This window comes from Leisingera sp. ANG-M7, assembly GCF_000813965.1.
GTDB lineage: Bacteria > Pseudomonadota > Alphaproteobacteria > Rhodobacterales > Rhodobacteraceae > Leisingera.
Map to the genome: position 1 here is coordinate 368268 of NZ_JWLI01000007.1, position 20657 is coordinate 388924.

The 20657-nt window shown below is 60.4% G+C and carries 14 protein-coding genes and 1 pseudogene; 8 read left to right on the forward strand and 7 right to left on the reverse strand.

The annotated features are described in order from the left end of the window. Nucleotides 1-42 precede the first annotated feature (42 nt). The 5 genes from RA26_RS11825 to RA26_RS11845 are packed head-to-tail and all read left to right on the forward strand — an operon-like array spanning nt 43 to nt 6778. Nucleotides 43-1158, forward strand: a complete 1116-nt coding sequence (locus tag RA26_RS11825) for a DUF4123 domain-containing protein (RefSeq protein ID WP_039183896.1) — start codon at nt 43-45, stop codon at nt 1156-1158. Then, a complete protein-coding gene (locus tag RA26_RS11830; protein WP_039183897.1) occupies nt 1155-3902 on the forward strand; it encodes a toxin VasX in 2748 nt (915 codons plus the stop codon). The genes RA26_RS11825 and RA26_RS11830 overlap by 4 nt, the downstream gene beginning before the upstream one ends. Next, nucleotides 3902-4834, forward strand: coding sequence for a hypothetical protein (locus RA26_RS11835; protein ID WP_152612589.1), 933 nt, complete (start codon nt 3902-3904; stop codon nt 4832-4834). The genes RA26_RS11830 and RA26_RS11835 overlap by 1 nt, the downstream gene beginning before the upstream one ends. Nucleotides 4835-4868: 34 nt before the next feature. Then, nucleotides 4869-5804: a hypothetical protein gene (locus RA26_RS11840; protein ID WP_039183900.1), complete on the forward strand. Its 936-nt coding sequence runs from the start codon at nt 4869-4871 to the stop codon at nt 5802-5804. Nucleotides 5805-5836: 32 nt separating this feature from the next. Further along, nucleotides 5837-6778, forward strand: a complete 942-nt coding sequence (locus RA26_RS11845; RefSeq protein ID WP_152612590.1) for a hypothetical protein — start codon at nt 5837-5839, stop codon at nt 6776-6778. 246 nt (nt 6779-7024) lie between these two features. Here the strand turns inward: RA26_RS11845 and RA26_RS22400 are convergent. The 3 genes and pseudogenes from RA26_RS22400 to RA26_RS11855 form a co-directional block, all read right to left on the reverse strand. Beyond that, a pseudogene (locus RA26_RS22400) lies at nt 7025-7330 on the reverse strand (M48 metallopeptidase family protein); the annotation flags it as partial. A gap of 345 nt (nt 7331-7675) precedes the next feature. Further along, the gene (locus tag RA26_RS22405; protein WP_082015811.1) at nt 7676-8791 is read right to left on the reverse strand and encodes an AAA family ATPase; all 1116 of its coding nucleotides are present in this window, start codon (nt 8789-8791) and stop codon (nt 7676-7678) included. Between the two features lie 354 nt (nt 8792-9145). Next, the gene (locus tag RA26_RS11855) at nt 9146-11431 is read right to left on the reverse strand and encodes an adenosylcobalamin-dependent ribonucleoside-diphosphate reductase (RefSeq protein ID WP_039183905.1); all 2286 of its coding nucleotides are present in this window, start codon (nt 11429-11431) and stop codon (nt 9146-9148) included. A 194-nt stretch (nt 11432-11625) separates the two neighbouring features. Here RA26_RS11855 and RA26_RS11860 point away from each other — a divergent pair, with 194 nt between their 5' ends. Next, entirely contained in the window at nt 11626-12057 is a 432-nt protein-coding gene (locus RA26_RS11860; RefSeq protein ID WP_039183906.1) for a DUF1489 family protein, read from the forward strand. A 226-nt stretch (nt 12058-12283) separates the two neighbouring features. Here the strand turns inward: RA26_RS11860 and hisG are convergent, their stop codons facing one another. Genes hisG through hisS form a run of 3 tightly spaced genes read right to left on the reverse strand, consistent with a single transcriptional unit; the run spans nt 12284 to nt 15557 of the window. After that, the gene (gene hisG, locus RA26_RS11865) at nt 12284-12982 is read right to left on the reverse strand and encodes an ATP phosphoribosyltransferase (RefSeq protein ID WP_039183907.1); all 699 of its coding nucleotides are present in this window, start codon (nt 12980-12982) and stop codon (nt 12284-12286) included. Continuing rightward, nucleotides 12979-14067, reverse strand: a complete 1089-nt coding sequence (locus tag RA26_RS11870; RefSeq protein ID WP_039183908.1) for an ATP phosphoribosyltransferase regulatory subunit — start codon at nt 14065-14067, stop codon at nt 12979-12981. Before RA26_RS11870 ends, hisG begins: the two co-directional genes overlap by 4 nt. A gap of 2 nt (nt 14068-14069) precedes the next feature. Next, nucleotides 14070-15557 carry a histidine--tRNA ligase gene (gene hisS / locus RA26_RS11875; RefSeq protein WP_039183909.1) on the reverse strand — a complete coding sequence of 496 codons (1488 nt, stop codon included), beginning with the start codon at nt 15555-15557 and terminating at the stop codon, nt 14070-14072. A 270-nt stretch (nt 15558-15827) separates the two neighbouring features. Here hisS and RA26_RS11880 point away from each other — a divergent pair, with 270 nt between their 5' ends. Both RA26_RS11880 and RA26_RS11885 read left to right on the forward strand, forming a co-directional pair. Continuing rightward, nucleotides 15828-16022: a SlyX family protein gene (locus RA26_RS11880; RefSeq protein ID WP_039183910.1), complete on the forward strand. Its 195-nt coding sequence runs from the start codon at nt 15828-15830 to the stop codon at nt 16020-16022. A gap of 98 nt (nt 16023-16120) precedes the next feature. Further along, the gene (locus RA26_RS11885; protein ID WP_039183912.1) at nt 16121-16744 is read left to right on the forward strand and encodes a hypothetical protein; all 624 of its coding nucleotides are present in this window, start codon (nt 16121-16123) and stop codon (nt 16742-16744) included. Between the two features lie 49 nt (nt 16745-16793). Here RA26_RS11885 and dnaE read toward each other — a convergent pair whose 3' ends face one another. Further along, on the reverse strand, nt 16794-20306 hold the full coding sequence (gene dnaE, locus RA26_RS11890; protein ID WP_039183913.1) for a DNA polymerase III subunit alpha: 3513 nt from the start codon (nt 20304-20306) through the stop codon (nt 16794-16796). Between the last annotated feature and the right edge of the window lie 351 nt (nt 20307-20657).

The window sequence follows — 20657 nt, forward strand, 5'->3', positions numbered from 1 at the left end:
CACCGTATCCGGCACCTTGATGAACCAGCTTGGAAGCCTGCAATGACCAAACCGCTAAAGCAACCGGGCATTCCGGCAGAAGATGACTATTGGCTGGGCATCAACGCGGCGCCCGCAGCCCCGGAGACGCGTGACCCCCGCCTGCATATCGAGGACATCCCAGGCGTCGATCCGCTGGATGCTCAATTCGGCGCTTGGCCTCTGAAAACCGTGCCGGGCGCATTGCTTGAGCCGCTGTTCGGCCAGCCGGAAGCCGGTCCTGCCGGGGCCACAGACAACGGCGGGGCAGAGGAACCGGCGCTGCTGAAAACCTATGCTCTGATCGACGCCGCAAAATTGCACGGCGGGTTCGACGAAATTCAAGATTGCGGGCTGCCGTTCCGCTGCCTGTTCCAGGGCGAGGCCGCAGAGGAGCTGAAAGACGCCGCGCCCTATCTGATCCAGCTCGAATCTGATGCCCGCTTCACCCGCGCTCTGTTCACCCACATCCCGAACGCCCCGGCCCGCCTGTCGACCCTGCACCTGTGGCACAGGAACCCCGGCATCTTCATCCGTTCCAGCGCGGATTTTGTCGCGGTCTGGAAACACTTCAGAAAGTTCACTCGCATCCGCGACGAAAACGGAAAATGGTTCTTCTTCCGGTTCTGGGAGGCAATGGCTTTGCTGGGGTATTTGCAGTCAAATGCCTCGGATGCCCGCGCGCTTGGCAGGTTCATGGCGGTTTCGGGTGCCCCTCTCTCGATTCTATGGGTCGAGAGGGGCGGTGCCAAACGTGTGACGGCATCGAGTGCGCCTGCTGCAGAAGCTGCTCCGCCGGCAATCGTGTTCTCCAATGCAGACCGGGCAGCCTATGCATCTGCCCGCTGGAGCCGGTTTCAGGAAAACCTCCTTCTGCATTTGCTCCAAGCCTACCCCAGGAAAGCCCAGGAGGCAGGCAACGAACTGCTTTTGGGCTGGAGCGACGAAGGCCGGTCAATGGGCTTCCGAATCGAAAAAGCCAATTTCAATTTTGTCGTGGCGAGGATGCATTGTGGCGGGCGGGAAGACGGCATCAGAGACTTAATAAACAAAATCCCCAAATGGGCCATGCTGAGCGAGCTGGACCGATCGCGTGAGCTTTTGAAAACACTAGAATTAACGCCCGAGGAACCTGAATGAGCACCTCACCCGCCCCGCTTTCCGAGACGCGCAACGCTGATGAAATTGCAAGCCCCTGCGATGAGAACATCAGGCCGATTTTTCCCGTACGCCATGCGCTGACAGAAGACGCTCTCTTCAATATCACACGGGATGGCCACACCCCGGGCAACCCGAAGAACATCGGCGCCTCGTCCGACCATGAGTTGCGCCGGATCCGTCAAGGCTACATCTACATCTATGCCCGAAACGGGCATCCCGAAAACCTTGGCTCAGACAGTGACGGTACCTGGCTGGTCTTTCGCTATGTCAGCCGCCCGGATCTGGATGACAGTTCCAGTCACATTCGCGCGGACGTCAACAACCCAAACGGGCGCTATCAGTTCTACAAGCTTGAATGGACGGGTGGCGGAGCCGACGGGCAATGGGAAGTCAAAGACACCCGCCGCTATCCCTACGCCTTTGTGAACAAGCAGGTCTCTGAGATCGAAATCGCCTATAGCGAGGAGCGGTGGCCGGGACATCTTTTCCTGATGGCGCAGCTGGATTCTTCCGTGCGCAGCCAGTTGATGACCCCTGTGAACGTAATCCAGGAAAGCACGGAGCACTCAGCCCCGCTGGCACAGATTTCTGCCAAGGTTGCGGAGTTCAATTCCGCTGCCGAGGCAAATCCGCCAGGAAACGCGATACGCTACACCGCCTTTCAGCCGGAAGCCGAAAGCCAGGTTGTTATTTGCCAGAACAGCCGGGAAAACGGGCGTCTGGTGGCCATTCAAGACCACTTGGGCGAGCTGATGGACATTCAGGCCGCGCACCTGGCCAAGTCGCACAGCCTGAAAACCTTCAGCGCTGAATACCAGTACCCTCTAATGATCGGCAAAGGGGTCAAGAACCTTTGGGAACACATCGACCACGCCGGTGGCACCTGGGACTTTCTCGACTTTAACGGCACCCCGCTCAGCGGGGATTATCTGGGCGCTTTTGACGCGATCGAGGTGCGGCAGCAGGTCCTGAACGCTGAACTCAAGGCGCTGGTCCGCAGCTACTGGGCCATCAGCACGCGCACCGGTCCCGGCACGGTTATGGCCGAGATCAAAGCCTGCATGGACGGACTGGAGAAAGTCAGCGGCGAGGCTGAGGCCCGGCGGGTGGATTATGTCTTCTTTCTGCTCAGCAAGGCGTTTCAGACCATCGGAACATCCGCCTATGGCTCTGCGTCTATGGTTGCGATGCTTGGCGGCACCGCCTCGGACAGATCCAAAGAATGGCTCACCATCTTCAAGACAGCCCTCGGAGCAGCGGCAACCGCTGCACCAAATCTGCTGCAGAAATACCGCACCCATATAAACATGCTGTTTACCGTAGCGTCCAAAGAGCTGGCAATGGCCTGGGTCAAAAGCCCGGGCGGGGTGTTCTACAAGGAAGCCGTGCCCGAGATTCTAGGACTGGACCTGCGTATTGTTCATGTTTCTCCGGACAATATCGGCGATACTCTTCGGGAAGTCTTCGATAGCGCCGACGCCAGACTGAAGGGAAGCACCCCTCGTTCCTATTCCTTTGACAAGAATGCGCTGACAGTAACAATGGATGGCGGCACGGCGGTACCAGAGAAATTGGTCGGGGTGCAGTACTTCGAAATCACCGGCACCGGCACCCTGACCGAACAGGGCCAAAAAATGAGTGAATACTACCGGGCAGGTGCCATCGGCACGGAAGGCGCCGGGCTGTTTCTGTCCTTCTACGCTGCCTTCCAGACACTTCAGAACTGGGACAATGTTCGACCCAGCTTTACCGGAGCAGGGGCGGTTGCGCGCGACCCGAGGATTCAGATTGCCTCCGCTCTGCTGGATTCGGCAGCAAGCCTCCGCGGATTGCAAAAGGCCTCCAATGCCGCGACATTCAGCCAGGGGGTCAGTTCCAAGATTTTCTCCCGCATGTTTGCCACCGGGGCGGATGGGTTCTTTACCCCGCAATCCGTCGCGGCCCAGGCGCAAAACGGGATCAACGCAACCTCCGGCGGTTTGATGCGCTATGTCACGATCGGCAACATAGCCGGCGCAGCTGGCATTGCACTTGCCGGTGCCCAGGCATATGAGGGCTACAAGGCCGATGACATGGCCGCGGGCATCGGCAATTCCCTGGTGGCTGCGGGCGGGCTGGTCCTTCTGATCACCGGCGGCAGCGTCGCGCTGGCCGCCCCCGGCGCCATCATCGGCGGGCTGATGATCATTGCAGGCACGGTTTCCACCTTCTTTACCGACAGCGATGTGGATTACTGGGTCCGGCATGGGTTCTGGGGGAGGTCGAAGAACTACTGGGGAGAACAACGCGAACAAATTGATGAGAGACTCAGCGATGCAAGGCGCTTAGCTTATGGGGCAGAGCCTCAAAGATCTGCCTTTGAACAAGAGCTTAAAGACTACAAGGACCTGACTGGGACACTTAAGATCAAGAATGAGACAGAAGGCGATATGCGCTTTGAAATCTTCTGCCCGGCGGTGGACAGCATCGCCGACCTGAACCGCCTGACCGCAACGGTGCGTAAAATCACCCCTGGGTTTGGCATGGGCGGCGGAGGATTCAGCGGCCCGGTCGTCCCGGCAGCCAAACACTTCATCAACCCGGGGCTGGTGCATCTGGTTCTGGAAGCTCCTCCAGTTTCCGAACAGGACCGCATGTCTGATCTGCGTGTGGATGCGTCTTTTCCCAAACTTACTGGCGGGGAGTTCTCTGACCGCCTCACCATCAAAGCCTGGAAGCTCTAATGTCACTTTTCCGCCGTCTCGAAACTCTTGGAGAGCAGGACGCTCCAACCTCCATGCAGGGGCTTTACCTGCCCGGCCTGCGCTATTCCCTGCGCATGGTGGATGAGGATACGCTGGAAGTCACGCGCATGGATAACGGTATCATCCGCGCGATTATGTGGCTGATGTTCTGGCTGACTGCGTATTTCGTGGTGCAATCCTGGTGGGAGCAGAATCCGCTGTGGGACGATGTGCGCTTTCTTTTCGATTCCGAGGGGCTGCTGAGGGCTCAATATGATCGAGCACTGGAAAGAGGTTTACTAAGGCCTCCATTTGACCAGTGGTATGCTGGAATGATGGAAATGCACGGCTCCCGCTGGATCGGCGGCCTGATCTTTCTCGCCCTGCCGACGTTCTTCTTCTCCTGCGCCCTTGTCTGGCCGCGCTACCGGCCGTTGCGGTTCAACCGCAAGCATGGCATCGCCTATACTTGGTCCTGGGGCCGCTTTTTCCTGACCAAAATCAGCCATGACACCCGCGACCTCGACATGGCCCTGCGCGGCACCTCCATCGACCCCTTTGAAAACATGCGCAAACCAGAGCTGATGGGCTTTGGCCCGCTGGTGATCCGCCTGCGCCACCACCGCCGCCAAAGCTGGAAGGAACGCTGGGCGCTTGGCGTCTTCCCGCCCAGCCACGAGGGGCAGAACAGCCAGATCGCCTATGCGATCAGCGATTTCCTGACCAGCCACAACCGCCCCGTCTGGTGCGATGCGCTGGAACAGCAGGTTCCCTACAGCTGGTTCGACCGCTTCCTGATGGGCGCCTTCAACCTGTCTCTGCTGCCCGCCTGGTGGCCGCGCCGCACAGAGCGGCTGATCCAGGCCTTCCTCGACCGCGACGCCGCCGAACGCGAAGCCCTGCGCCGCAAGGCCAACGGAATGGAAGGGTGAGCAATCGTCTCACCATCAACGCCTGGAAGCTCTGATGTCTCTTTTTCGCCGTCTCGAAACACTGGGGGAGAAGGATGCACCGACCTCCCTGCAGGGGTTGTACCTGCCCGGCCTACGCTATTCTTTGCGAGTGGTGGATGACGACACTCTGGAAGTCACCCGCATGGACAATGGGATCATCCGCGCCATCATGTGGGGGATGTTTTGGCTGACGGCGTATTTTGTGGCGCAATCCTGGTGGGAGCAAAATCTGCTGTGGGGCAATATTCAGATCTGGCTGAACTCAGAGCAGTATTTTCGAGAACAGTATGATTACTGGGTTGAAACAGGAGGAATGAAAGGCACATCGTTTTCTGAATTTTACTCTGGTATGATGGAAGGTCATGGCTCCCGCTGGATCGGCGGCCTGATCTTCCTCTCCCTGCCCACATTCTTCTTCTATTGCGCCTTTATCTGGCCGCGCTACCGGCCGCTGCGGTTCAACCGCAAACACCGCATCGCCTATACTTGGTCCTGGGGCCGTTTTTTCCTGACCAAGATCACCCACGACACCCGCGACCTGGACATGGCTCTGCGCGGCACCTCCATCGACCCATTTGAAAACATGCGCAAACCAGAGCTGATGGGCTTTGGCCCGCTGGTGATCCGCCTGCGCCACCACCGCCGCCAAAGCTGGAAGGAACGCTGGGCGCTTGGCGTCTTCCCGCCCAGCCACGAGGGGCAGAACAGCCAGATCGCCTATGCGATCAGCGATTTCCTGACCAGCCACAACCGCCCGGACTGGTGCGATGCCTTGGAACAACAGCCGCCCTACAGCTGGTTCGACCGCTTCTTGATGGGCGCCTTCAACTTGTCGCTGCTGCCCGCATGGTGGCCGCGGCGCACAGAGCGGCTGATCCAGGCCTTCCTCGACCGCGACGCCGCCGAACGCGACGCCTTGCGCCGCAAGGCCAACGGAATGGATGAGTAAGGGGACCTCACCATCAAAGCCTGGAAACTCTAATGTCACTTTTCCGCCGTCTCGAAACTCTTGGAGAGCAGGACGCTCCAACCTCCATGCAGGGGCTGTATCTGCCCGGCCTGCGCTATTCTCTGCGCATGGTGGATGAGGACACATTGGAAGTCACCCGCATGGATAACGGCATCATCCGCGCCATCATGTGGGGGATGTTCTGGCTGACTGCGTATTTTGTGGTGCAGTCCTGGTGGGAGCAAAATCTGCTGTGGGACAACGTACGGATTTGGCTGGATTCACAGGAATATTTTCGTGAGCAATATGATCGCTGGGTCTTACGCGATGGCGGCACGCAGATCGTAGGCGAATTTCCGGATTGGTATGTCGGCATGATGGAAATGCACGGCAACCGCTGGATCGGCGGCCTGATTTTCCTCTCCCTGCCGGCGTTCTTCTTCTATTGCGCCTTTGTCTGGCCGCGCTACCGGCCGCTGCGGTTCAACCGCAAGCATGGCATCGCCTATACTTGGTCCTGGGGCCGTTTTTTCCTGACCAAGATCGGTTACAACACCCGCGACCTGGACATGGCCCTGCGCGGCACCTCCATCGACCCATTTGAAAACATGCGTAACCCGCAACTGATGGGCTTTGGCCCGCTGGTGATCCGCCTGCGCCACCACCGCCGCCAAAGCTGGAAGGAACGCTGGGCGCTTGGCGTCTTCCCCCCCAGCCACGAGGGCCAGAACAGCCAGATCGCCTATGCGATCAGCGATTTCCTGACCAGCCACAACCGGCCTGACTGGTGCGATGCTCTGGAACAGCAGCCACCCTACAGCTGGTTCGACCGCTTCCTGATGGGCGCCTTCAACCTGTCTCTGCTGCCCGCCTGGTGGCCGCGGCGCACAGAGCGGCTGATCCAGGCCTTCCTCGACCGCGACGCCGCCGAACGCGACGCCTTGCGCCGCAAGGCCAACGGAATGGACGGGTGAGGGGGCGATGGAGCAGAAACCTTCTTATGTTTCGTCACGACCTTGTCCACATATAAGTCGAGTAGCGATACCATGGTCCGGAGAAGCACATACAGATACTCAACTTTTTCGATAGGATTACCCCCGTGTCGCCCCCCCCAAGAACTTTGCAGTGCTAGGCGAGCTGCAGTTCGAGCCAAAGTTCCACTGCCCCAAGGGTGATCACGACCGCGGAGGCACTGTTCCCTCGCCTCACAATCAGGGGCATCAAAGGCCTTCAACCTGAATTCCGTTTTCCGCCAACCAAGTCTTTCGCCAGCGCCAATCTGGCAGATGTTGTTCCACTTTTATCCAGAAATTTGCTGAATGGTCTGGGTGATGAGCATGTGCCAATTCATGCACCACAACGTATTGGGCAATTCTTGGAGGGAGAAGGATTGCCTTCCAGTGAAAGGAAACACGACCGTCCGTACCGAAAGACCCCCATCTGAAACCAAGATCTTGGACTTTGACCTCCTTCACGGTCACACCAATGCGATTGGAAAGCTCTGCAACCTGCTTCTCGAACCACTGTTGGGCTCGTCGCGTTTACCATGAGGCAAAAACGTCCCGCCCCCGGTGGATAGAGCTTCGCCGTAGGCAGAAACGGCCGTTCTTCAGGGAGAGGTCTACTAGGTTGTGTTGACAAAAGGGATTCACAGGCAGCACTGAACGTGATTCAAGCTGGTATCTGCGATGGAGACCAGCTTGGCACGAGAACTAGACGGATAACCTTTCTCAAATCCTTTCCTGATACAGCCCATGTAGCCACTTTTCAAAATTTTGAAAGTGGGAGCTGACATTTGAGGACAGCCTTGGACAACGAGTTGTTTTGGAGGTCTCTACCGCCGGTAAACACCCGCTTTACACAACCACAATCTAGTGATGAGTTGCCCGGTTCTCTAGAGCCACAGCTCGGTGCAACATGCGGATGACATTGCGAAGGCTCAATGAATGCCCTCGTTCATCCATAGAATGTTCGATTACCCGCTCAATTGCGTCTACAGAAGCCTCTGACAACTCCATTCGGGCAGCTTGGCTGCGAGCAAATCCTCTTAGCTGCTTACAAGTGAGTGTTTGCAACTCGATAACGGTACATCGGTTGATCAAAGGCTCTGGCGCACGAGAAACATCATTCGCAGTCAGAATCCATGAAATGTGAGACATGTCGAATTTGGTCCGGTAGCACGGGCATTCCCAAGCAACGGCCGTTGCGGGTTCCAGAAAGCTTAGCAAGGTACCCGAAAGGGCATGACGGGCACCCCTATCTGAAGTACCTGATTGAGCTTTACAGATTTCATCGACGACAATCAGAGGATTGCCAACACGGTGCTGGAGGATGGTTTCAAGCGGTCTTCCGGGCTGTGCTGAAGACCAGCCCCTTTCCGTTCCTGCGACACTAAAGCCAACGCCTCCTAAACTGGCATCGATCTCGCATCTCGGAATTTCGAGTAGTTCGGCTAGACGTCTAGCCCACACCGACTTACCAATTCCAGGTGGTCCACTCAGCAAAAGAGGCGGCAATCGGATTGTCTCTTTGGCACTGGAACTTTGCCGCAATGCATTCCAAACCTCATTGGTTGCAGCTGCCATCCATGGCATCTCTTCATGTAGGGCCGACACAGTTTCGTCCACCCAATGCTCATCTCTCGGCTCGACCAGGCGAACCTCATTCATAAGCGGGCGCAGTCGCTGGATTTCCTCTTCCGACAGATGCCCAAGGCCGGAGGCTTCGGTTCTAAGTTGCAGGATCCTCTGAACCCGTTTCTTGATACGCCGCTTGTCGTCCCAGGTTAGCGCGACCCCATCGGACAGCTCGGTGGCAATTTTTTCGAAATCATCTCCACCAAGATCGACCGCGTGCTCATCATCACCGATCAGTTCCTTGGCAAGCCGGGTCTTGCGCAGGTTTTTCAGGTATTCAGTCAGCCGGCGCGTGAGAGCATCTTTCTCAAAATTGGGGTCAGCAGCGAGCAGGAGTTTGATAGTCTTCACAGCAGTTTCCTCATCTATCCAGTGAGACAAACCGACCGAAATTTGTGCGTGAAAGAGGTGCAGAAGCAGCCAACGGTCGGCCCGAAGAGGGGCGGATCAGAAGAACCGTATGAGAAAGTTTTGCTGCATTGAGGTCATAGAATGAAACAGCACGAAAAGAATAAACGCGTCAATACCCTCGCGCCACAGGCTGAGAAGACGGAAAGCGCCTGAAGGAAACTTCAGACGCTTTCCCAACGCTATGAAAACAAGGTCTATTCGAACCTTGGGCGGCAATGACCTTGTTTTTGGGCGAAAAAATCGCCGATTTGGGTCTCAATTGCTTGGTGCATCAAACAACGTGGGCCAACCGGCTCAGCCGCACTTCGAATGGCCGCAGCTGCGGCAGGTCATGCAGCCTTCGACCATTTGCATGTCAAACTGGCCACAGCTGGGGCAGGCCTTGCCGCGCGGGGCGTTCAGGTTCACCACTTGCGCCTGCGGGTCGGATTTCAACCCCATGCCCTCGCCTTCAAGGAAGCCGGTCTTGACCATGTGGGTCTCGATCACACCTCCGATGGCTGCCAGAATTGAGGGGATGTACTTGCCCTGCACCCAGGCGCCGCCGCGCGGGTCGAACACTGCTTTCAGCTCCTCAACCACAAAGGACACGTCGCCGCCGCGGCGGAACACGGCAGAGATCATTCGGGTCAGCGCCAGCGTCCAGGCGTAATGCTCCATGTTCTTTGAGTTGATGAACACTTCGAACGGGCGGCGGTGGCCGTTGATGATGATGTCGTTGATGGTGAGGTAGATCGCGTGCTCGCTGTCTGGCCACTTCAGCTTGTAAGTATGGCCTTCCAGCGACTGCGGGCGGTCCAGCGGTTCGGACATGTAGACCACTTCGGCGCTGTCGCTTTCGTGCGGTGCCTGCGCGGTTTCGCCCGGCGCGGTGTCGGCGCTTTCGCTGACCGACAGTACCGAGCCGGTCACATCGTTCGGACGGTATGTGGTGCAGCCCTTGCAGCCTTGGTCCCAAGCCTGCATGTAAACGTCCTTGAAGTCATCAAAGGAGATATCTTCCGGGCAATTGATGGTCTTGGAGATCGAAGAGTCGATCCACTTCTGCGCCGCCGCCTGCATTTTCACATGGGCCGCAGGGCTCAATGTCTGGGCGTTCACGAAATAGTCCGGCAGCTTGGCGTCCGCGCCAAACTTCTCACGGTACATCTGCACTGCGTAGTCGACCACTTCCTCTTCGGTGCGCGAGCCGTCCTTCTGCAGCACCTTTCGGGTATAGGCATAGGCAAACACCGGCTCAATGCCTGAGGACACGTTGCCTGCATAAAGCGAGATGGTGCCGGTCGGCGCGATCGAGGTCAGCAGCGCATTGCGGATGCCATGCTCGCGGATCGCGTCGCGCACGTCCTCGTCCATGTTCAGCATATTGCCGGATTTCAGGTACGCCTCAGCGTCAAACAGCGGGAAGGCGCCCTTTTCCTTGGCCAGGTCCACCGACGCCAGATAGGCGGCGCGGGCAATCGCGTGCAGCCATTCGTCGGTTTGACGCGCCGCCTCGTCGGAGCCGTATTCCAGTCCCAGCATCAGCAGCGCATCAGCCAGGCCGGTGACGCCCAGGCCGATCCGGCGCTTGTTCTTCGCTTCCTGCGCCTGCGCCTCCAGCGGGAACTTGGAGACGTCCACCACATTGTCCATCATCCGGACTGCGGTGGCGACCAGCTCCTGCATTGCGGCCTGATCCAGCTGCGCGTCACCCTCGAACGGGTTGGACACCAGCCGCGCCATGTTGATCGAGCCCAGCAGGCAGGCGCCATAGGGCGGCAGCGGCTGCTCGCCGCAAGGGTTGGTGGCGCAGATGTTCTCGATGTAGTTGAGGTTGTTGGCCTTGTTGATGCGGTCGATGAAGATCACGCCCGGCTCGGCATAGTCATAGGTCGCCTGCATGATCTTGTTCCACAGGTCGCGCGCCTCAACGGTGTGATAGACCTTGCCGTCGAACTGCAGTTCCCAGGAGCCGTCGGATTTCACCGCATCCATAAAGTCATCGGTAACCAAGACCGACATGTTGAACATGCGCAGGCGGGCAGAGTCGGATTTTGCGGTGATGAACTGCTCGATATCCGGGTGGTCGCAGCGCATGGTCGCCATCATCGCCCCACGGCGGGAACCGGCGGACATGATGGTGCGGCACATCGCGTCCCACACATCCATGAACGACAGCGGACCGGAAGCATCTGCCGCCACGCCCTTCACGTCGGCGCCGCGCGGCCGGATGGTGGAGAAATCATAGCCGATGCCGCCGCCTTGCTGCATAGTCAGCGCCGCTTCTTTCAGCATGTCGAAAATCCCCGACATGCTGTCCGGCACTGTGCCCATCACAAAGCAGTTGAACAGGGTCACCTGGCGCGCGGTGCCGGCGCCTGCAGTGATCCGGCCCGCGGGCAGGTATTTGAAATCCTCCAGCGCGCCAAAGAACTTCTCTTCCCACACGTCCGGTTTCTTTTCCGCCCGCGCCAGGTCGCGCGCGATGCGCCGCCATGTATCTTCGACGGTCACGTCGATCGGCGCGCCATCGGCCTGCTTGAAACGGTATTTCATATCCCAGATCTGCTCGGCGATGGGGGCGGCAAAGCGGCTCATGTGTCGGTCCTTCGGCTCGTTCGGGCTTCATGAAAACGGCTCCGCTGCGGCAGCTCTTTCCGGGCACCGTGGCGAATCCATTTTTTGTTAAGGCTTACTTGCAGCAATAGCGTGGAGAAACACAATACCTTGAAGTCAGTGATCCGTAAACTACTATATACTGTCAAAGCTCTGGACGACTCTGTGGGGAACCTGTGGATAAGCGCGTGAATCTTTTGAAGCTTTCGGTCGGCACTGAAAGCGTCGACAGCCTGATGGCCTGGCAGGAGATGCGCCGCGCGGAACTGCCGGAGGGCCTGCCGCGCCACGTCACCCGCATGTGGCCCAAGCGCGAGGCGGAGATTTTGAACGGCGGTTCTATCTACTGGGTGATCAAGGGGCTGATCCAGTGCCGCCAGCGCATCCTGCGGCTGGATGAAGTCACCGGCGAAGACGGCATCCGCCGCTGCGCCATCATTCTGGACCCTGAACTGCACCGCACCCACACAGCACCGAAACGCCCGTTTCAGGGCTGGCGCTACCTGAAAACTGAAGACTCCCCTGCCGACCTGCCCGCAGGTAAAAAACAGGAGGAGCCTCTGCCGCTGGAACTTTCCCAGGCACTGGCGGAAATCGGGGTTATCTGAGGCTATCCGCTCCCCCCGCGGCAGCCTCGCCAGCGCCGGGCGTCAGCCCGGCGCACGGCCCTACTGGGGCGGAAGCAACTCTTGATGCTTCAAGCTCCGAGCGGGAGCACCCCAGCGGACAGCATACATCCGGAACAAACAAAAGCGCTCCCGCCCCCCTTTGCAGGCATCACTGATGCCTTGAAGGCGTTGGGCCAAGCCCGCGCAGACGCGCGGGCAGCAGCGCTTACTTGCGGTGTTCCAGCAGGTCCAGCAGCGTGTTCAGCGCAGCCTTCTCATCAGGCCCGTATTTCGCTACCCGGCTGCGCCAGAGCGTCGCCTGCGACTTCAGCACGAGACCGTCGTTCAGAAGCTTCAGGTGATTGGCTCGCAGCGTTTCGCCGGTGGAGGTGATGTCGGCCACCATCTCGGCGGTCTCGTTCTTCACCGTGCCTTCGGTCGCGCCCTGGCTGTCGACCAGCTGGTAATCCGCCACTCCGGCATCGGTCAGGAACTCCCGCACCAGCCGGTGGTATTTGGTGGCGATCCGCAGCCGGTGGCCATGCGCCGCGCGGAACGCCGATGCGGCAGCGTCCAGATCATCCAGGGTGTCCACGTCGATCCAGAACTGCGGCACGGCCAGGATCAGATCGGCATGGCCGAAGCCCATTTCCGCCAACTCCTCCACCTGCTGCTCGAACCGCGGCAGCTTCTCCTGCACCAGATCGGTGCCGGTCACACCCAGGTGAATGCGCCCCGCAGCCAGTTCGCGCGGGACCTCTCCCGCCGACAGCAGAACCAGCTCCATATTCGACACACCTTCGACCGCGCCCGCGTATTCTCGGTCCGACCCGGTACGCGACAGCGTCACGCCGCGTTTGGCAAACCAGTCAAAGGTCTTTTCCATCAGCCGCCCCTTGGACGGCACACCCAGCTTCAGGGTCATTTGCGCGCCTCCTCAAGTTGCAGCATCAGGTCCGGGCGCAGCACACCGCCCACGGCCGGGATCTCCTCGCCCTCACCCAGCTGACGGGTCAGCGCATCATAGCGTCCACCGCTGGCAACCGGCGGCAGATCGGGGCGTGCTTCTGCATAAAAGCCAAAGACAAACCCGTCGTAATACTCCATCGAGGTGCGCCCGTAGGAAGCTTCGAAATCGAGGTTGTCAACATCCACGCCGCGCGCCTTCATCGCTGCGGTGCGCGCATCCAGCCGGTCCAGCGCCGGGTTGATCTGCGGCAGGTCCACCGCGATGTCGCGCATCTGCTCGGTGGCAAAGGGCACGGTTTCCCGTACAGCCATCAGGGCCTCCAGCGCCAGCAGTTCGTTTTCGGCAATCGGCGGCTCCTTGGCATCTGCACGCAGCGCCTCCACCCGCGCCTGCACTTCTGCCGCGCGGCGCTTGCCGATCTCCACGGCGGAACCGGTCAGGTCGCCCTCCGTCGACAGCAGTTTCCTGCGGCTCTCCGGCACAGGGCAGCGGCCGGCAAAGCGGTCCAGCAAGGAACGGAACCGGCGCGGCCGCCAGATATGGCGCATCAGGGCCGTCTTGCGCTTGCCCGTGGTGTTCAGCCCCTCGACCGCTGCCATAAGAATGCCGATGTCGCCAGTCGCCGCCCGCAAGGGCAGCCCGCGCACCTGCAGCGCAAACAGCGAGAAGACTTCCGCATCCGCGGCAGCGGCATCGTCACGCTCGAACACCTCATAACCAACCTGCAGATATTCGTTGGGCCGGTCCGGATCCAACTCCTGACGCCGGAACACCTCGCCGGAGTAAGTATAGCGCGCAGGCTCGGCGCCGTGGCGCATATGCGCCTCCACCACCGGCACGGTAAAGTCCGGGCGCAGCATCTGCTCGCCGCGCAGCGCGTCAGAAGTCACATAGGCGCGGGCGCGGACGTCCTCGCCGTACAAGTCCAGCAAAGTGCCGGCAGGCTGCAGAAGCGGCGTGTCCACCACCTGCGCGCCAGCGGCCTCAAACCGGACCCGCAGCTGAGCGGCACGGGCCTGAATGTCAGAACGCAATGCCATGATCAGCCCTGCCCGCCCAAGATTTCACGCACCTTGGCAACCAATTCCGTGCGCGGCACCTCGAACTGGCTGGGGCGTTCCTTCCACTCTTCCAAGGTGGCGCTTTCAGCGATCTTGGCTCCCAGGATAAGGTCCTTGATCTGCACCACGCCGTTCGCCTTCTCGTCGCCGCCTTCGATCACGGCGACCGGAGAGTTCCGCTTGTCCGCGTATTTCAGCTGGTTGCCAAAGTTTTTGGGATTGCCCAGATAGACCTCGGCCCGGATACCCGCGTTGCGCAACTCTGCCACCATCGCCTGGTAATCCGCCATCCGATCGCGGTCCATCACGGTGACAACAACCGGCCCGGTGGCCTCCGCCGAAAGCCGCCCCTTGGCGTGCAGCGCCGCCAGCAGGCGGTCGACACCAACAGACACGCCCACCGCCGGCACTTCCTGCCCGGTGAACCGCTTGACCAGCCCGTCATAACGGCCGCCGCCCGAGACCGAGCCAAACTGCCGCTTGCGGCCTTTCTCGTCCAGGATTTCAAAGGTCAGCTCTGCCTCAAACACTGGCCCGGTGTAATAGCCAAGTCCGCGCACAACGGAAGGGTCGATCTCAATCCGATCCTTGCCATAACCGCCTGCGGCCAGCAACTCGCCGATCTGCTCCAGCTCGGCGATACCGTCCTGGCCGACCTTACTGTCGCCCACCGCGGCGCGCAGGTTGGCAATTGTGCCCGCCGCATCCGCCGCCTTGGAGGTCAGGAACGCCAGCACCGGCGCTGCCTGATCATCGCTGAGGCCAACCCCGTCGATGAAGGCGCCGGAGGCATCCAGCCGCCCTTTGGTCAGCAGCTCACACACCCCGGCCTCGCCCACCTTGTCGAACTTGTCGATGGTGCGCAGCACGTCGTCGCGCTTGGTGTCGCCGTCACCCAGGCCCATTGCCTCCAGAACACCGTTCAGAACCTTGCGGTTGTTGACCCGAACCAGGTAATCGCCGCGCGGAATGCCGACGGTCTCCAGCGTGTCGGACAGCATCGCGCAGATCTCCGCGTCGGCGGCCATCGAGGCGGTGCCGACGGTATCCGCATCGCACTGGTAGAACTGGCGGAACCGGCCTGGCCCCGGTTTCTCGTTGCGCCAGACCGGCCCCATCGCATAGCGGCGGTAGGGCGTCGGCAAATCGTTGCGGTGCTGCGCGTAAACCCGCGCCAAGGGCGCCGTCAGGTCATAGCGCAGAGCCATCCAGTCGCCGTTCCCGTCCTCTTCTGTCTCCTGCCAGGCAAACACGCCCTCGTTCGGGCGGTCCACATCGGGCAGGAATTTGCCCAGCGCCTCAACGGTTTCCACCGCCGAAGACTCCAACGCCTCAAACCCGTAATGATGATACACACCCGCGATGGCCCGCAGCATCTCGCTGCGCTGGGTCACCTCCGCACCGAAATAGTCACGGAACCCCTTCGGCGTCTGCGCCTTGGGGCGGGGCTGTTTCTTCAATTTGGCCATCTGAGGCCTCCTCACGGGTAGCGGTTTCACTCGCCCGGCGGTCTAGCGGAAGCAGGCCGCAACAGCAAGAAGGAGCCGCGGGAGGCAATGACGCAGGAAGCATTTCCGATGGTTCACCCGGCCGATAGGCCGGGCCGCGCCTGCCTGCCCCCCCCGGCAGGCGCGTTCGCGCCAGCCCAGGCAGTCCCGGCCCTCGTTCTGATGCAGAGGCCATGGACCTTGACCGCCAACACGCCTATCTAAGCACATCCGCACTCAAAGGCCTGACCCATGCAGCATCTGGAAGAGCAAATCGCCCACCTGACCCGCAGCGTGGAGGAAATGAGCGACGTGATCGCCCGCCAGCAGCAGGAGATCGACGTGCTAACCCGCCGTGTCGCCATGCTGATGCAGCGCGAAGCCACCCGCGAACAGGACGGCGGCGGCGGTGTGGTTTTTGCCGACGAACGCCCGCCGCACTACTGACCCCTACCCTGCAAACTACGGTTTTCCTTGATCCAAACGCCTGCCCCGCGCAGGCTGTCACGCAGGTATTTTGTGACAAGTGATTGGGGGACAGCGCCATGGCACCATCCAACGACCCGGTGGAATTCGTCGAAAAAGGCATCGATAAACTCCACACCCGGATGATCTTCTACCTTAAAAAAGTCTGGAAGCGCGTCCGCTCGCTGCTAATGCCGCTGCGCAAATTCATGAAGAGAATGCTCTCGGCAGCCAAGTCCATCGCCAAGACCGCCGGCAAGAAAGCGGTCGCGCAGGTCACATCCGCCGGGCAGGCGGTGCTCAACCTCCTGGACCGGGTGGAGCAGATGCTGAAGACCATGATCAAACTGGGCCAGCGCATCCTCGACACCATCCGCAAGAACACCGACCGTTCCCGCCTGGTCCGTGTGCTGAAGACCGTGGTCCGCAAATACGTCGAAATGTTCCGCCAGGTCTGGGGCTGGGTGCAGGAGATCTGGGAGCAGATCGGCGTGCTCGACACCGCCCTGATGATCCTGAACCGCTTTGCCTCGGTGCTGCAGATCGTCTTTGGCTGGATCAAGGAGCTGACCGCGATCCTGGCCGGCGTGAAGAAGGTAAAGGGGATGCTGAAGAAAGTGGTGAAAACGCTGCGGCTGGAAATGAAGGATGCCATCCGCCTGCTGAAGGATGTCGCCAAGCTACCGGTGCCCAAGGAGGCCTAAGCCCGCTCCCGCCTCGAACGGGCCTAGCTTCGAAAAGAAATTCGACCCCTCAAATCTCCTCCACATCCATCACCCCGTCTAGCGACTTCAGGGCACCTTTGATCTGCGGGTTGATCGGAAACGCCTGCCCCAGGTCCATCTCCACATCCCCCGGCAGGCCGGGGTCCTGCAGGTACATGTAGACCTCGCCGCGGGACGCATTGCGGGCCGCCGCCTTGGCGTCCTCCAGCACCTGCGCCACGGTGCCCACGGCTGCCGCATCGCTCAGGTACACCCGCAAAGAACTGCGCCCGGCATCAGCAATGGCGCTGTCCACCGGACCGACGGATCGCACCAGCAGTTTCAGCTGGTCGCTTTCCATCGTCGCCTCAGCCGTGATCACCACCTTGGCGCCGGTCTCCAGAAACTCGCGGCTCTTCTCCAGCACTTCGGAGAACAGCGTCACCTCATAGGCCCCCGAGGGGTCCGACAACTGGGCAAAGGCAAAGCGGTTGCCGCGCGCCGACTTCCTCTCCTGCCGCCCCGCGACCACGCCGCCCATCTTGGCCATGAACGGTCCGCGCTCGGCCTTGGCTGTCACCTCGTCCAGCGTCATCACCTTCTTGCGCTTCAGCGCGGGCATGTAATCGTCCAGCGGATGGCCTGAGAGGTAGAAGCCAATCGCCTTGAATTCCTCAGACAGGCGTTCGGCCGGCAGCCAGTCCGGCACATTGGGCAGCCGCGGCTCCGGCAGGTCCTCGCCCGCCTCGCCGAACAGCGACACCTGGCAGGAATTCCTCTGGTCATGCACCGCGGCGGAATAATCCACCAGCGCGCCCAGGCTCTCAAACACCCGGCGGCGGTTGCTGTCCAGCTGATCAAAGGCCCCCGCCCGCGCCAGCATCTCCAAGGGCCGCTTGCCCACTTTCTTGAGATTCACCCGGCGGGCAAAGTCGTAGACGTTGACAAAGGGCCGCTCGCGGCCGTCTTCGTTGCGCGCCTCGGCCACCAGCCGCATCACGTCCAGGCCGACGTTTTTCAGCGCGCCTAACGCATAGACCAGTTCGCCGTTCACCACGTTGAAGGTCGCCAGCGAGCGGTTGATGCAGGGCGGCACGTATTTCAGCCCCAGCCCCTTCTTCACTTCCTCGAAGTAGATCGCCAGCTTGTCGGTCAGATGGATATCGCAGTTCATGACACCGGCCATGAACTCCACCGGGTGGTTCGCCTTCAGCCAGCCGGTCTGGTAGCTGACCACCGCATAGGCCGCGGCGTGGGATTTGTTGAAGCCGTAGTTGGCGAATTTCTCCAAGAGGTCGAAAACCTCGCTGGCTTTCTTCTTGTCGACGCCGTTCTCTGCCGCGCCCTTCTCGAATTTCGGGCGCTCGGCGTCCATCGCCTCCTTGATCTTCTTACCCATCGCCCGGCGCAGCAGGTCCGCACCGCCAAGGGTATAGTTCGCCATCACCTGGGCGATCTGCATCACCTGCTCCTGATAGACGATGATGCCCTGGGTCTCTTCCAGGATATGGTCGATCAGCGGGTGCACCGAGGTGATCTCGCGCTGGCCGTTCTTCACCTCGCAATAGACCGGGATGTTTTCCATCGGGCCGGGACGGTACAGCGCCACCAGCGCCACGATGTCCTCGATACAGGTGGGCTTCATGCGCTTCAGCGCATCCATCATGCCGGTGGATTCCACCTGGAACACCGCCACCGTCTTGGCGCGAGAATATAGGTCATAGGTAACCTTATCATCCAGCGGGATGGCGTTGATCTGGTTCTCGGCGCCCTCCGGCGGATCATAGAGCTGGGTGCCGTCCTCGGCGATATGCAGGTCGCGGCCCGACTGGAAGATCAGGTCCATCGCGTTCTGAATAACCGTCAGGGTCTTGAGGCCAAGGAAGTCGAACTTCACAAGCCCCGCCTGCTCCACCCATTTCATGTTGAACTGGGTTGCCGGCATGTCGGAGCGCGGATCGCGGTAGAGCGGCACCAGCGCGTCCAGCGGCCGGTCGCCAATCACCACACCCGCGGCGTGGGTGCCGGCAGAGCGTAAGAGCCCCTCGACCTGCTGGCCATAGGTCAGGAGCCGGTCCACCACCGGCTCGTTGCGGGCTTCTTCGCTGAGACGCGGCTCTTCCTTCAGCGCATCGGCGATGGACATCGGCTTCACGCCCTCGACCGGGATCAGCTTGGACAGCCGGTCCACCTGGCCGTAGGGCATCTGCAGAACCCGCCCCATGTCGCGCACCGCTGCCTTGGACAAAAGCGCGCCGAAGGTGATGATCTGCCCCACCTTGTCGCGCCCATACTTCTCCTGCACGTATTTGATCACCTCTTCGCGGCGGTCCATGCAGAAGTCGATGTCGAAGTCGGGCATCGACACCCGTTCCGGGTTCAGGAAGCGTTCGAACAGCAGGGAATAGCGAAGCGGATCAAGGTCCGTGATGGTCAGCGCATAGGCCACCAGCGAACCCGCACCGGAGCCCCGCCCCGGCCCGACCGGAATGTCGTGGTCCTTGGCCCATTGGATAAAGTCGGCAACGATCAGGAAGTAGCCCGGGAACCCCATCCCTTCGATGATGCCCAGCTCGAAATCTAGCCGCTCCTGGTATTCCTCCACGCTCACCGCATGGGGAATCACCGCCAGGCGCTGCTGCAGGCCCTCGTTGGCGATGCGGCGCAGCTCGGCCACCTCGTCATCGGCGAACTTCGGCAGAATCGGGTCGCGCCGGTAAGCCATGAAGGCGCAGCGTTTGGCGATCTCCACTGTGTTTTCAATTGCCTCGGGCAGGTCAGCAAACAGCGCAACCATCTCCTCCTGGCTCTTGAAGTAATGCTGCGCGGTCAGCCGCCGGCGCGGTTCCACCTGATCGACATAGGCGCCCTCGGCGATACAGATCATGGCGTCATGCGCCTCGAACATTTCCGTGTTGGGGAAATAGACGTCATTGGTGGCGACCAGCGGCAAATCCATCGCATAGGCCATCTCCACATGGCCGCGCTCGGTCTGCTTCTCCGCCTCCGGCTGGCCGTGTTCGCCAGGATGGCGCTGCAGCTCCACATACAGACGGTTCGGGAAGATGGCCTTCAGCCGCTGCATCAGCGCTTCCGCCGCCGGGCGCTGGCCCATCTGCAGCAGCCGCCCGACCGGCCCGTCCGGGCCGCCGCTGAGGCAGATCACGTCACCGGCGTTCTCTTCCAGCTCCTCCAGCGTCACATGCGGCAGCTCGCCCCCCTGCCGCAGATACAGGCAGGAGTTCAGCTTCATCAGATGCTCATAGCCCGCCTCGCTCTGCGCCAGCAGCACCAGCGGCGCGGGCGGTTTGGGCCGCTCTCCCGGCGCCGGTTCCGTGAACCGCAGATCCACCTGGCAGCCGATGATCGGCTGCACACCGGCGCCACTTGCCGACACCGAAAACTCCAGCGCCGAAAACAGGTTGTTGGTGTCCGTGACCGCAATTGCGGGCATCTCATGCTTCTTGCACAGGTCCGGCAGCTTTTTCAGCCGCACGGCGCCTTCCAGCAGCGAGTATTCGGTATGGGTGCGCAGGTGAATGAATCGGGGAGAGCTTGTCATGGCGCCACGCTATCTTATTGACACGCAGAGGCGAAAGAGCGATCTGTGCGATGAACACCCGCCAAAACCGGTGCGGTGGGCAGTGCATTTTATCCATTTTGTTGAAACTCTTTCGCATCCAGCGCGTAAAGCCTCCGCAAACCTGCAGATAAAACGCATAAATATTAACGACCTACCCGTATGTGTCGCAATTTTCTTGCTCCGCAGAATACTGCAGCGCAGCACCGGTTTTCCTTGCTTTGGCAACGGACCGCTCCCTAGGCTGCTGGCAGCAAGCAATAAACAGCCCGCCTCCCTTCTGCGCCGCATCGAGGGGACGGCATTCCGGGTCAACAGGGTAAAGCGGCGGTA